This is a genomic window from Ardenticatenales bacterium (genome assembly GCA_020634515.1).
Taxonomy (GTDB): Bacteria; Chloroflexota; Anaerolineae; order Promineifilales; family Promineifilaceae; genus JAGVTM01.
Map to the genome: position 1 here is coordinate 582,134 of JACKBL010000004.1, position 14,316 is coordinate 596,449.

The 14,316-nt window shown below is 62.5% G+C and carries 6 protein-coding genes; 3 read left to right on the top strand and 3 right to left on the bottom strand.

The features are described 5' to 3' along the window. Window positions 1-67: 67 nt before the first annotated feature. Window positions 68-8,347, bottom strand: coding sequence for a tetratricopeptide repeat protein (locus H6650_13980; GenBank protein MCB8953112.1), 8,280 nt, complete (start codon window positions 8,345-8,347; stop codon window positions 68-70). A gap of 1,011 nt (window positions 8,348-9,358) precedes the next feature. Between H6650_13980 and H6650_13985 the strand changes: the two genes are divergently transcribed. Then, complete coding sequence (locus H6650_13985) at window positions 9,359-10,357, top strand: cell division protein FtsZ (protein MCB8953113.1); 999 nt, start codon at window positions 9,359-9,361, stop codon at window positions 10,355-10,357. Window positions 10,358-10,387: 30 nt separating this feature from the next. Further along, entirely contained in the window at window positions 10,388-12,337 is a 1,950-nt protein-coding gene (locus H6650_13990) for a peptidoglycan DD-metalloendopeptidase family protein (GenBank protein MCB8953114.1), read from the top strand. 203 nt (window positions 12,338-12,540) lie between these two features. Here H6650_13990 and H6650_13995 read toward each other — a convergent pair whose 3' ends face one another. Beyond that, window positions 12,541-12,828: a hypothetical protein gene (locus H6650_13995; protein MCB8953115.1), complete on the bottom strand. Its 288-nt coding sequence runs from the start codon at window positions 12,826-12,828 to the stop codon at window positions 12,541-12,543. Between the two features lie 371 nt (window positions 12,829-13,199). Here H6650_13995 and H6650_14000 point away from each other — a divergent pair, with 371 nt between their 5' ends. After that, window positions 13,200-13,928, top strand: a complete 729-nt coding sequence (locus H6650_14000) for a DUF3307 domain-containing protein (protein ID MCB8953116.1) — start codon at window positions 13,200-13,202, stop codon at window positions 13,926-13,928. Between the two features lie 177 nt (window positions 13,929-14,105). Here the strand turns inward: H6650_14000 and H6650_14005 are convergent, their stop codons facing one another. After that, complete coding sequence (locus tag H6650_14005; protein MCB8953117.1) at window positions 14,106-14,297, bottom strand: hypothetical protein; 192 nt, start codon at window positions 14,295-14,297, stop codon at window positions 14,106-14,108. Window positions 14,298-14,316 lie beyond the last annotated feature (19 nt).

The window sequence follows — 14,316 nt, forward strand, 5'->3', positions numbered from 1 at the left end:
TGGCGGCTCCAGTCAGCCCACAGGGCCGATCACCCTATGTGGATTTCGCCACACCCCAATCGTTCCCTCAACTGTTCCCATTCCATTTCGTCGCCGGTTCTTGCGCCAACGGCGCACTCTCCCCCATCAGTTTGCGATAGCGTGGATGATGGCGAATCCCGTCCAGGTCGGGATCGCGGCGCGCCCATTCCAACTGCACCTGGTGTTTTTCCAGGGCCACGTGCAACAAATCCAACGCTTCATCAACATTGCCGGCAATAGCCTCCAGACAAGCGCGATTGTACTCATTCGCATCCGCGATCAGCACCCGCGCCATACGCATCTGCTCCTCATACGCCGCCGCCTCCCCCAGCCGGCGATACAACCCCGCCAGCGACCCCCGCGACAACGCATCCTCTCCATCCAACGCAATCGCCCGTAAATAAGCATCTCGTGCTTCCACAAACATCCCACTCGTATTGTAAACATCCCCCAGGTTGGCAAACCCCTGCGCATGATCCGGCATCCGCCGCGTCACCTCCAGATAGGCAGCCACCGCCTCCGTAAACGCCCCCTGATCCCGATACGCATGGCCCAGACCAAAACGCGCCAGCACATCATCCGGATCCAACATCAACGCCTGCTCATAGGCCGTCACAGCATCGTCCAGGCGTCCCAGGTCTGTACTCACATCCCCCAGGCCCCGATACGCCGCCGCATCTACCTCACCCAGGCGAATCGCCCGCTGATACGCATTCACCGCGTCAAAAGGACGTTGCAACAGGCTGTACACGCGCCCCAACCCGACCTGCGGCGCCGCGTACCGTGGATTCAAAACACTCGCCTGTTGGTACGCCGCCATCGCCGCGTCCAACCGCTCCATTTGCAAGTACAAGTTTCCCAGACCATAGTGCAGCTTTGCATCCCGCGGGTTCAACTCCACCGCCTGCAAATGCGCGGCAAGCGCCTCGTCGCCGCGCTCCAGGGTCGCATAGACCCGTCCCAATCCGCCATACACCTGCGCGTTGTCCGGCGACATGCGCAGCGCCTGCAAATAAAGTTGCAGCGCCTCCCGTGGCCGCCGCGCCCCTTCCAGCAGTTCCGCCTGCCCCACCAGCGCCCCCACATGCCCTTCCGCCAGCTTCAACGCCTGCTGGAAAGCCGTCATCGCTTTGTTCGTCTCCCCCGTGCGCATGTACACCTGCCCCAGGCCGCTGTACACGGTGGGATCATCGCCGATCAGGGTCAGCGCCCGTTCGTAGGCGGCCAGGGCCTCGTCAATCCGCCCGGCATCCAGGTGCAACGCCGCCAGCCCCACATGGGATGCGCCATCCTGGGGATTCAAGGCAATGGCCTGTTGGTAAGCGGCCGCTGCCTCGCGCGAGCGGTGCTGCGCCGCCAGCACACTACCCAGACCACGATATGCGCCGGCATGACCAGGTCCCGTCTGTTTCAGCGCTTTCTGGTAGGCCGTCTGGGCGTCAAAGGGCCGCTCCGTGGACTCATAGACTTGCCCCAGGCCGATGTACGCGGCTACCAGGCGCGGGTTGATCTGAATTGCCTGGCGATACGCCGCCACCGCTTCGTTCATCATACCCAAGCTGTGATAGAGATCGCCGAGTCCACTCTGCGCCGCCGCGTGTTGGGGATCGTCGGCAAGGGCCTGCTCGTACGCACGGCGTGCCTCTTCCGCGCGCCCCAATGCCGTGTAAGACGCCCCCATCGCCGCGTGCAGTTCCGCGTCATTCGGGGTCAACGATAGCGCCTGAGCATACCATTGCAGGGCCTGAGCGTGCTGCCCCCGGCGTGCCTGCGTCTGCCCCATCCCCAGAAGCGCGGCGGCATGGCCTGGCTCCAACGCCAGCGCCTGTTGAAAAGCCGCTTCCGCCTCCGCTATCTGCTCCAACCATAGGTGGACACGCCCCAAACCACTATGAACAGTGGGGTTTCGCGGAGCCAGAGCTACCCCCTGTTGGTAGGCAGCCAGCGACTCCTCCATCCGCCCGGCCCGCAGGTACAAAGCGCCCAGCATCGTATAGGTTGGGCCATGCTGCGGCTCCAGGTCAATAGCCCGCCGGTAGGCGGTAATGGCATCACCGGTGCGCCGGAGGGCCGCGTAGACCTGGCCTGTGCCCCGGTAGGGTTCGGCGTTGTCGGGCTGGCGTTCGGCAGCCCGCCCATAAGCAACCAACGCATCGTAGCTGCGACCAAGGGAATGCTGCACATGGCCCAACTGGCAATACGCGGGCGCGAAGTCCGGGTCCAGCCGCAACCCTCGCTGGCAGGCAGCCAGGGCATCTTCATGGCGCCCCAGGGCAAGGTAGGCGCTGCTAAGTCCTATCCAGGCAGCAACGTGGTTCGGATCCACTTCCACTGCCTGCTGATAAGCAGCCAGTGCTTCATCGTGGCGGTTTAGTTGGTGATAGGCGCAGCCCAACTCGCAGTGCAGATTCGCGTGGTCCATCCCCAGCGCCCACGCCTGTTGGTGTACCGTCACCACATCCGCGAATTGCCCCAGGACAAAATAGACCCTGGCCAGGCCGTAGTAGGCCGCCCCATACTCAGGGTCCAGCGTGATAGCTTGCTGGTAGGCCGCGGCGGCGTCCGTGTATTGGCGCAGCGCCGCGAAGGTTTCCGCCAGCCCATAGTGCGCGCGTGGTTCCGTGGGGTTTTGGTCAACGGCGGCGGCGAAGGCGGCGTGCGCCTCCTCCACCCGGTCCAGTTGAGCCAGCGATTGGGCCAGGCCGAGGTACGGGGCCTCCGGCTGTGGCAGGAGGTTGACAGCCTGCTGGTAAGCATCTACGGCGAGCACATATTCCGCCCGCGATAGGGCGGCATCGCCCAGTCCACGCTGCGCTTCTCCGTCCGTGGGGGCCATTTCCGCCACGCGCCGGTATGACTTGAAGGCGCGGGCAACGTCTCCCTGGGCGGCGGCGATGCGGCCCAGGCCCTTGAGCGCGGGCAGGTTGTCGGAATCGATCTGTAATGCCTGCCAGTAGGCGGAGAGGGCTGCTTTGGCGTCGTTCTGGATGGCATGGACGTGGCCCAGACCAACGTGGGCCGAGGCGTGGCGCGCATCGCCGGCGATGGCCTGGCGGAAGTGGGCGAGGGCTTCGTCAAGCCGTCCGGTGGCCAGGTAGGTGTGACCCATGCCGGCATTTGCGCCCACATGACGCGCGTTTTCCAACAAGGCCACCTGGTAACAGCGGGAAGCCTCGTCATACTGCCGCAAAGCCAGGTAGACATCCCCCTGGGCATCCGGGGGGATGGAAGTGGGGTCGCGGCGCAAGGCTTCTTGATAGGCGGCGAGGGCTTCCTGGTGGCGTTGCAGGGCGTGGTAGGTGTGCCCGATGCCGGCATAAACCACCGCCATCTCCCCATCCAACGCCAACGCCGCCTCATAGGCCGCCAACGCCTCCGCCAACCGTCCCGCCGCCGCGTGCGCTCGCCCCTGACCATAATGCGCCGCCGTAATGCCGGCATCCCGCTGCAGCGCCGCCGTATACATTCCCAGCGCCTGCTCCGCATCCCCCTGCGCCAGGAAAATATCCCCCAACCCCACAAACACCGACGCCTCGCCAAAACCACGCGCCAACGCCTCGCGGAACGCCCCCTCCGCCTTCTCCTGCTGCGCCAGCGCCGCATACACCTCACCCAAAGCCGCGTACAGCGCTCCCTGCCCCGGATCGCGGCGAATAGCCTGCTGATACGCCGCCGCCGCATTGCCCAAACGCCCTACCTGCCGATACTGCTCGGCCAAAACGGGATACGCGACCGGCCAGTTCGGGTCAATTTCCAGGGCACGCTCAAAAGCGACGATTGCCTCCCGCGGTTGCGCCAATCGGGCCAAAAGCGGTCCCAGCGCGGCGGGTGGATTCACCCAGGATGGGCGTAGTTCTTGCGCCTGACGGTAGCTCTCCGCCGCCGCGGGCAACTGTCCCAACGCCTGCCGCGTTTCTCCCAATCCAAAACAGGCCACCGCATCCGTGGGATCACACTGCAAGGCGGTCTCATACGCCTGGCGCGCCGCCTCCCGATGCCCCATGCTCCGCTGCACATCTCCCATGCACGTATAGGCCGCGGCATAGGCGGCGTCCAAATGAATGGCCTCCTGGTAAGCGGTCAGCGCCTCCTTCAGGCGGCCCAGGGCGCGATACACGTCACCCAGCCCCTTGCAAGCAGCGGCGTTGGTCTCGTCGAGACGCAGCACGCGCTGGTAAGCATCTTGCGCTTCCGCATACCGTTTTTGGCGCAGATAAACCGCGCCCAGACCATTGATCGGATCGCTCCAATCGGGCGCATGGCGGCCGGCTTGCTGGAATGCGTCTTCCGCCTCCTGCAAATGCCCGGCCTCCAGGCGCAAACGACCCAGGCCATCGTAGGCGGTCGCCAACGTCGGGTCAATGTTCAGCGCCTGTTGGTAGGCGGTGCGCGCATCGTCGGCGCGTCCCAGGCGGCGATAAACCTGGCCCAACCCCACGTAGGCGCGCGCGTGCGTCGGCTCCTCTTTCACCGCCAGTTGATACGCATTGATCGCTTCCGTGGGGCGACGAAGGGCGGCGTACACGTCTCCCAGACCGGTATGCGCGGTGGCGTTTTGTGGCTGCAAGGCCAGCGCTTGCAGAAAGGCTTCCAATGCTTCGCCCGTACGCCCCAATATGCCGTTCATCTCGCCGATAGCGTTGATCAGGGCAACATCATCGGGAGCAAGCTGGCCTGCCGCCTGGTACGCGGCAAGGGCTTCTAGCGGACGCTGCCGCGCGCGGCAGACGTCGCCCAGCCCTTGATGGGCGGACACATGTTGGGGATCGAGCAGAAGCGCCTGGCGATAGGCGGCTTCCGCTTCCTCGTGACGCCCCAGAGTGGCGTAGAGCCGACCCAGACCAACATGCGGGGCAGCCGCGGTGGCGTCGCGGCTGATGGCTTGCCGGTAAGCGGCGATGGCTTTGTCGCTTTGCCCCAGTTGGACCAGCACGCCCCCGACCCCCACGTAGGCGGGTGCGAAGCGGGGATTGAGGCGGATGGCGGTTTCGTAGGCAGTGCGCGCTGCCGGCATTTGTCCATCCAACTGATACGCCTGCCCCAAACCATAATGCGCCTCGGCGCTGTCCGGAACCAGCTCAACCGCCCGGCGAAAAGCAACGATTGCGCGCGTGAACTGCCTCATAAGAACGTAGGCGCGCCCCACGCCCTTATGCCCCCGCGCATCATCTCCATCCACGGCCAGCACCTGTCGATAGGCACGCAGTGCCTTGTCCGCGTTCTTTTCCGCCAGATAAATCCGCCCCAGGCCGCGATTGGCGGCCAGATTGCGCGGGTCCTCCCGCAGGGCGTGCTGGTAGGCATCGCGTGCCTCCCCGCGACGCCCTAAAGCCAGGCAGGTGTCCCCCAGATTCGTGTACAGACGCGGCGTAGCCTCGCCTGCCGCTGCCGCTGCTGCGTAGGCCGTGGCCGCTTCCGCGTTGCGCCCCAATGCCAGGTACACATCTCCCAGATTCTCGCGCGAGTAGGCAAAGTCTGGCGCCAATTCCACTGCTTTTTCGTGAGCCGTCAGCGATTCCGCGTAGCGCCCCAGGGCGCGGTACGCCAGCGAAAGGCCATGATACGCCGCCGCCGCGCGCGGGTCCAGGTCCACGGCCTGTTCGTACTGAGCGACCGCTTGCGCCCATTGGCCGGTGGCGGCGTGAATATCGGCCAGGCCAATACGCGGCTGGGCGAGGTGGGCGTCCAGATGAATGGCCCGACGAAAAGCAGCGGTGGCCTGCGCGACTTTGTTTTGCGTCCGCAAGGTCTGGCCCAGGCCAACGTAGGCGAGGGCAAAGGCGGGGTCCAACTGGATCGCCTTGCGGTAGGCGACGAGGGCGGCATTGGCTTCGCCCTGTCCGTGGTAGGCGTTTCCCAGGCCGCACCAGGCCACGGCATTGGCGGGATTACGATGCAGCGCCTGGCGAAATGCCGGCATCGCCCCCGCAAAATCCCCCTGCTCCAAATACAACTGCCCCAGACCCACATGCGCCATCGTCAGATCCGGGACCAACGTCAGCGCCTGCTCATAAGCCGCGCGCGCCTCATCCACCTGCCCCTGTTGGCGATACACCTCGCCCAACCCATTCCAGGCCACGGCGTTGTCCTCCGCCAGCGCCAGCGTGTGCCGGAAAGCCGTCTCCGCTTCCGCGTAGGCGCGGCGCGCCAGGTGCAAACCGCCCAACGCATTGTAGGCGGCGGGCTGGTCCGGGGCGAGCGCCACCGCCTGGTTGAGGCTGACAATCGCCTCTTCCTGGTGCATGGCCCGCGCCTGGGCCACGCCCAGCAAATACCAGGCGCGAGGGCGTTGTGGGAACCAGGTCGTCACTCGCTGCAAGGCGGCAACGATGGCCGCCGGTGGTACAGTAGCGGACGCCGCCGCGGAGCCAAGAAGCAGATGACGGGCGACGGCTTCATAGCCATCCGCCAGCCGCGCCCGCAATGACTGCTCAGGAACCGGCAGGCGGGCGGCAGCCTGGTCGTACGCCGCCAGCGCCGCCGCATACTGGGCCTGTCGATACGCCTGGTCCCCCTGCGAAAGTTCCAGAATGGCCAGGCGATTCGCCGCCCCATCTCCTTCCAACCAACCACGGCTTTGTAGATGGGTGAGCAACTGCAACCAGGCGGCCTCGTCGTTGCCGGCATTTTCCAGGACGGCCACCAGGCGGCGTTCGCTCTCTTTGAGGCTGCCGCGCCACGCCTGGGCGACGTGCAGCAGACTGTTGCTCAGGTCCGGGTTGTAGGCCAGGCCTTCGACGTAGCGGGGAATGAGCCAGCGCCAGGCAGCGGCGGAGCTATTCCAAAACAGGTGGTCGGTGAGGGCCAGCGTGGCTTGCAGCCAGGTATCATCCTGGCAGCGTTCTTCCAATCGCGGCAGGTCCGTCTCCAACTGTGCCAGGTGCGCCTGCAAGGCGGCAATGGCGCGGTCATTGAGGCCGCGAACCATCGGGCTGGTGCGGCGCACGTCCACTTTCAAGAATTCGCGGAAGAAGATGGCGGGGTCATCGTGCAAACGGGCGCGGTCGGCGTGGACGGAGGGATAATCCCGCTCCAGGCGACGGAGGAGGGCCTCCAGATCGAGGGGATTGTCTTCATCCGTTTGCAGCATGGCGCGCAGCAGTTCGACGCTGCCACGGGCCAGGACCAGGGCATAGAGAGCCTGGCGGTCGCTTTCGGCAACAACGTGCTGCAAATAGCGGTCCGTCAGTTTGCGCACAATCTGGGTTCCGGGCGTGTTATCGGTGATGTCGCCCACGATTTCATGCAGAGATGCGCCCGTTTTCCAGATGTCGGCGGCTTCGCGGATGGCCAGGGGAATGCCGCGCGTGACCCAACTAATGGCTTCTGCTTCTTTGCGGCTGATCGGTTTTTCGGGAACGCTGGCGCGGAAGTAGGCGCGGATGTCGTCGATGGCCAGGGGGCGCATATGGAAGGCGAGGAGGTGACGCGGCCAGTCGTCGGCGTATCCGTTGAAGTATTCGCTGCCAAACTGTCGGCTTTGCAGCAGGTCGCTGCGAGTGCAGATGAGCCACAGGACCTGGGGACCGGCGGCACGGATGACGGCGCGCAGCCAGATGTCGGCACGGTCGATAATTTCGTAGTTGTCGAGGATGATGAGGAGTTTTTGTCGTTTGCCGACATTGTAGAGGCCGCGGGCGAGGGCGAGGGCGAGTTGTTCGTTGGGGTTGAGGAAGTAGTCGTAGTGGTCGCCTTTGAGCTGCGCCCGCAGTTGGTTTTCGATGAGGGTGCGTAGTTTGACAGCCTGTTCGACGCCGAGACGAATGCCGGCATCCAGAAAAGACTCCACCACCTGTTCCCCCGTATCCCCAATAATGGGCAGGCGCGCGCGTACAATCTTCGCCAGAGCATCCACACTGAGCGAGCGCAGCGCGTCCAGTTCCCCCCAGTTATCGCCGCGCGTCATCACTTCCGCTACCTGCTGCGCCGCGTCCTGGCGCTGCTTGATCGCCTTGCGGTAGGCGGAGAACTGGCGGCCCCATTTCTGTCGCGCGCCGGCCGCGTGGATCACCTTAAAAACCGTCTCCACGTTGATCTGGTCTCGCCCCACCTGCAAGCCAGGGTATTTTTTGCGCTCGTCTTCCCAATCAATCCACAGTGCTTGAAACTCGCCGACGAACGGCGCTTCATCCTGGGCAATGTCCTGGAATCGCCGGGCGAGCAACGTTTTGCCCATGCCCCCCTCCCCATAGATGAGGCAAACGTAGGGCAACGATTCTTTGGCAGGTAGATGAACCCAATCAGTAAGAGCGCCGCAAAATTGCTTTTGTTCCTCCACCCGCCCCACAAAAAGCTTATCACCAACCTTGATGTACTCTCTGGACATGGGTTACTCCTCCTAACAGCAGTCCTACACGAAAAAGGTTACAGAAAAGCCGGTGGGAATACGGATGTGTCTGAACATTGGGGGCACAGGCGACGATGCCGGCAAAAGAAGGCACAAACCAGGCGGTCAACATCGGATCAGTTGTCCATTGCGAAACAATACAAGGAGATAGCAAAAAACGGCTGCGCTCCTCGGCAGCCTGCGTGCTGAATGAACAATTCACTCATTTGCAACGATTATCCCCAATGCCTGGCTCGATCAGCGGTCGATGAAAGACCGAGCGCGTGACGGGTGCCCACTCGCTGTATTCTCTTTGCTTACTCCAGGTGCCTTTAGATATTAATCGAACCAATCATAGCGTACCCAAGTATTCTTATGATCATCATTAAGAATTAGACCCGCACAGGGGGCTTGTATCAAAGCCCACCCGCTGCAACTATGCGCACATCATGTGTCCATGTTGCGATTGATTTGGTGAAAACGGAAAGGAGAAGTGTGCCGCACCCTACTGCCAGGCAACCGTGAAGCGATTTTATAGGCAAATGGCTTGACTGAATGGTTTATTTCCTGTATTTTCAGGCGACATTATCAGCCACATCTTGCCCATGAGAATTGCATAGCATTCTACCACATCATATCCATAGGGCAATCACATGAACAAGTTTTGTCTATATTCTTTTGTGAAATCTGATCGCGAAATACGAGTTTCAACGTTGCGCACTTATATCGACAACAGAGAAACGAAGGCCTTCGCGACAATACACTCCACCAGATCGCCCATGTATTTGCATGACGGACGCGATCTAACCCCTAACTGGTATGCAATTGCCACAATTCACCCTCAGGAGTACACGGGTCAAAAGACCTCCCAGAAGGTAACCGCCAAGCCAGATTGGACCAATCTCCAGATCGTGCGATTGCTCTAGGCTAATTATACCCGTTTTGGGTATTTTTTTGTGTTTCTTTTGCATTTCGGTTAAATATCAATATCCCATAACGACAGGATTCGCCATGCAAAGGAGAGAAAAACTACGACGCACCGCCGCTTTGCGGGTCGTCGGTGTCGGCGGTGGTGGCATCACCGCCATCGAACAACTAATGAAGCACGGCATCAAAGGTATCGACTTCATCGTCGTGGACACCGATGCGGAATCCCTGCACAAATCGCAGGCCCCTATCCGCATCCTCATTGACCCCAAACTGGCCGCCGCAGAGGGCGGCGACCTGCTGCGCGTTGGCGCGCCGCCACAGCCCTACCCCATCCAGACCGCCATCCGCAACCTGCGCAGCGCCCTGTTCGGCTCCGATATGGTTTTCATCATCGGCGGCCTGGGTGGACAGACCGCCGCCGGAGCCGCCAACATCGTGGCCCACATCGCCAAAGAACATCAAGCCGTCATCCTCGGTATCCTCACGCTTCCTTTTCGTTTTGAAGGGCACGCGCGGGCGCAGGCGGCGGAAAGAGGCGTCAATCAACTGACACCTCTCGTCGATTCCCTCATGCTCATCGCCAACGACCGACTGATGAAGATTTTGCCGGAAGGGATTGCCTTTCATGAAACGTACCGGCTGGCGCACCACATCTGGCGGCAAAGCATCGAGAGCATTAGCGAGTTGGTCAACAAGCCCGGCCTGATTAACGTCGATTTCGCCGACGTGCGCACGATCATGCTCAAAGGCGGGGCGGCCATCATTGCCACGGGGCGCGGGCAAGGCGCGGAGCGGGCGGTGCTGGCGGCCCACCAGGCCGTCAACGGCGATCTGTTGGGCGCAAGCATTCGCGGTGCGCAAGGCATTCTCTTTAACGTGACAGGCGGACCAGACGTGAGCCTGTTGGAAATCAACCAGGCGGCCGCCGTCATCAACGCGCGGGCGCACCCCGATGCTTACCTGATTTTTGGCGCGGCGGTGGACAATTCGCTTACGGATACGGTGGAGATCACGCTGATCGCCACCGGTCTGCGCCCCACGTTCCCCAGCCGGGGGCGTTTCCTTTTATTTAAGAGCTGATCTGCTGCTATGTATCGTCCTGAACGTACCATGACTGTTCCAGTACAAACGCTGTCGCCGGCGACAGCGGCGGTTGACGACCTGCCGCTGCCGGGCAAGGGGTATTTTGTGGAGGATGCGGCGCGGGTGCTGGCGCAAATGGGGGGGCGTGATGTGGGAGAGGTGGCGCGGGTGGCGGTTGATGCCGGCATTCAACACGTCATCATGAAAATCGCCGACGGGGGACGCCCGTTTCCCGCGCCAGGCACAAACCAGGATCGGGTTATGGGGAAGATGCTGGACGCGCTGCGTCGTGCCGGCATCACCGTCTGGGGATGGACCGTCCTCTATGGCGCGCCCGTCTCCCCCCAAGACCAGGCGCGCGCCCTGGCCCAACGCGCCCGCCAATGGCAAATGCCCGGCCTCGTGCTGGTCATCCCCGACGACGGCGCGGATCAGTGGAGCGGCGCGGCAGGCGCGGCGCGGGCGCGGCAGTACGTAACCGCGCTGCGCGAAGAACTGGTCCCCCTGCCTGCCGCCCACCTCGCCTTCAGCCCGCACCCCTTGCCTGCGCGGCAGCCCGATTTCCCCTTCGCCCCTTTCCTGGACGCCTGCGACATCGTGATGCCACACGTATACTGGGTCGCTCGCGGCGAGGGGGACGCGATGGCCGCGCTACAGGCGATTGACCAGAAGTACAACCAACTGTGCCCGGAAAAGTTGCTCATTCCCGTGGGCGCGGCTTGCGGGCAGGTGACGGGGGCGCGCGGCAGGCGGTATTTTTGGTCCGCTTCGCCACGGCAGCTTGTTCGTTTCATGGACCAGGCGCGGGTGTTGGGAATGCCGGCATTCACCTTCTGGCGCTGGGAACTGGCGCTGCGCGATCCGCACAACCAGCGCTACAACGGCGCGGAACTGTGGGACGCCATCGCCGCCTACCCATTGCCCCCCCGCGCGGACGCCCCCCGCGCTGCCCCGCCCAACCTGGCGCGAGAGATCGGCGTCGATCAACCCGGCTACCATGACGGCCTCTATCCCCAATTCCCGGCGGCGGCCCTCACCGCATCCACCCGCCGGGAAATGGCATACAAATATGCCGTCACCGTCGCCGACACCCCCAGCAGCGTGTGGGCGCTATGGCAGCCCCCTATCGCCGCCGACGGCTTCTACGACATCGGCGTCTGGGTTCCCGGTGAGAAAGCAACCACGCGCCAGGCACGTTACCAGATTCATGGGGTGCAAGGGGAAAGCGGCCCCCTGGTCGTCACGCTCAATCAGAGCCGATTCAATGATGAGTGGGTTTCGCTCGGCGTCTACGAACTGGACGCGCAAAACCCCCTCAGCGGCCGCGTGAACCTGACCAACTACACAGGCGAGCGGGAACGATGGGTGGCCTTCTCCAGCGTGCGCTGGCGGCCCGCCGCGCCCCCTGATGTGGCGTGGCTGCGCCTGGCGGACGGCTTCGACGCGCCCGTGGGCACGGCGGCGGAGCGAAGCAGCGGGAACATCTGGCCCGGCGGCTGGATCGACGCCAATCCGTTTGGCAGCTACTACCGCCTGCGCGCCAGCTACGCCTACCACACGGGGGCCGACCTGAACCTGAACACACCCCATTGGGACAGCGACCGGGGGCAGCCGGTCTACGCCATCGCCAGCGGGGAGGTGACGTTTGCCGGCTGGCTGCGCTACTGGGGGAATGTGGTGGTGGTGCGCCACGATCCGGTGGCGGCGGGCGGGGCGGCGGTTTACTCCCGCTGCGCGCACCTGGCCAGCATGACGGTGCGGCGAGGGCAGCGGGTGCAGCGCGGGCAGCAGGTGGGCGTGATCGGCCAGGATGCGCAGGGCGGGCCGTTTCATCTCCATTTCGACATCAGCCCGACGGAGATTCTGTGGCACAAGCCGGGGGATTGGCCGGGGCTGGACCGGGGACGGCTGCTGCGCGACTACGTGGACCCTCGCGCCTACCTGCGCGCCCACCGCCCCCCGCCCGACCGCCGCTGACGCGCCCCCGTGAAGGGAAACGGGAACGGGGAGGATGGCAACTGCTAACCCTCTCGTGGGCTGAGCTTGTCGAAGCCGATATGGCCTTCGACAGGCTCAGGCAACGGGCCAGGTCGTTGCGATTGATGTTCGATTCGCGTTCATCTGCGTTCTGGCGCGTGAAACATGCAAGAGCTAACGCGGTCAATGTGCGATATGCCGATTCAGTCTCTTTGACGCGCCAGGCGTAGTTTTTGTGGGGAGTGGCCGGGGACGCGCTCGATGAGGCCGCGGGCTTCCAGGTCGAGTTTGACGGTGGTGGTGTACCAACCGATGGAGCCATCAAAGGGGGCGGTGAGGTGGGCGGCGACGAATGCCGGCAAATCCCGAAACAACGTCTCTCTCTCCCGCAAACAAGCCAGAATCGCCTGCTTAATCTCCTCATACTTCATGGCCTCAATACGGACGCCTTTTTTGCCATCCGGGTGCAGGGTCATAATGCGGTCACTCATAGCGTTTCTCCTTCGAAAATGTAGGGCGATTTTCCAAATCGCCCGCCCGATTTTCCAAATCGGGCTACGATGGCGCACCATTTTCATTCATGGTGGTTGGCGACAGCCGGTGAAGTCTCCTTCGGGAACAGTGGTCAGTAGCCAAAAGCACCGTTTCGTCCTTCGTAATTCTCCCTTCGTCTGACAACCTGGAAACATTGTAATTCACCCGGAGGTGCGCCGCAAAATGGGGCGTGATTCACTGATAAAATGTATCTTGGTTCACAGTGCCGCAGTGCAATCTGTACTATCTTGTAGGCGATTAACCGTTCAACCTGGTCTTGATTTTGCGGGGATGAGCCGACATCGCTCACCCTTTTTCTGGAGTAGAGATGGTCATTGCAATGCTTTTGGCGCACCTGGTCGGAGATTTTGTGCTACAGTGGAACAAGCTGGCGCTTTGGAAGAGCCGGGCCACGATGGGCGCGTTCGTGCATGGGCTGGTGGTGCTGGTGGTGACGGTCTCGCTTGCCCTGCCGTTTGATCCGGGTTGGTGGCCGTGGGCGGTTTTCATAGGGTTGACGCATATGGTGGTGGACACGGGGCAGCAGTGGTTGAAGGAGCGACAGTGGGGAGGACCCGTCCGGTTTACGCCGTTGACGCGCTTTCTTATTGATCAGGCGATTCACCTGGGAATTATTGTCGTTGTGTTGAGCGCGACGGGGTATATTGATATGGGACAGCCGTGGGCGGGTTTGCCGGCATCTTTCCAAAACGAGTGGTGGTTATTGTTGATATTGGGGTATGTGTTTATCACCATGCCGGCATGGGTCATCATTGAACTCTGCGTCGCCGCCATCATGAGCGACCCCACCCCCGACTTCGCCAACACCCAGCGCAAATACACCACCATCCTCGAACGCAGCCTGATCACCACCTTCGTCATCCTCGGCCAATTCCCCCTCGTCCCCCTCGTCGCCATGCCGCGCCTCCTCCTCGAAGGCCCCGCCCTGCGCCACGAACAACCCTCCCCCCGCTACATCGTTGAACTCCTCGCCAGCATCTGCATCGCCGTCGCCATCGGCCTGCTCCTCCGCCTCATCGTCATCCAACATATGTGACGACATTGGGGACCGGCGCCCCCTTCATTCCATTGTATCTGGCAAAAACCGGCCTGATCCCTTATAGTAATAGTAGAGACGAAGCTAAATCGCCGCGAAAAGGTCGTCTAGCCAACTTTGGCAGACCTGGCTTTTTCCAACCAGCGGCATGTCAGACATCCGGCGGATTCGCCGCATTCATCCACCGGCGCAAAGAGAAGTGAGCGCATCGCGCTTCGGGGAAGTCCCTTTCGCCGGCAGGCCATCATCACGGGTGTTCAGCATAGCATTATCCCGCGCCGCGCACGGACCAAACCCGCGCGGCTGCCGTGGCGTTCGCTTCTCTACATAGATGAAGACAATCACGGACTGCGCGGATTTTCGTTTCATCCGCGCCCTACCTTTGAAG

Coding starts and splice junctions, on each gene's coding strand:
- H6650_13995 (MCB8953115.1), bottom strand. CDS start 12,828: ATGAGTGACCGCATTATGACCCTGCACCCGGATGGCAAAAAAGGCGTC.
- H6650_14005 (MCB8953117.1), bottom strand. CDS start 14,297: ATGAAACGAAAATCCGCGCAGTCCGTGATTGTCTTCATCTATGTAGAG.
- H6650_13985 (MCB8953113.1), top strand. CDS start 9,359: ATGCAAAGGAGAGAAAAACTACGACGCACCGCCGCTTTGCGGGTCGTC.
- H6650_13990 (MCB8953114.1), top strand. CDS start 10,388: ATGACTGTTCCAGTACAAACGCTGTCGCCGGCGACAGCGGCGGTTGAC.
- H6650_13980 (MCB8953112.1), bottom strand. CDS start 8,347: ATGTCCAGAGAGTACATCAAGGTTGGTGATAAGCTTTTTGTGGGGCGG.
- H6650_14000 (MCB8953116.1), top strand. CDS start 13,200: ATGGTCATTGCAATGCTTTTGGCGCACCTGGTCGGAGATTTTGTGCTA.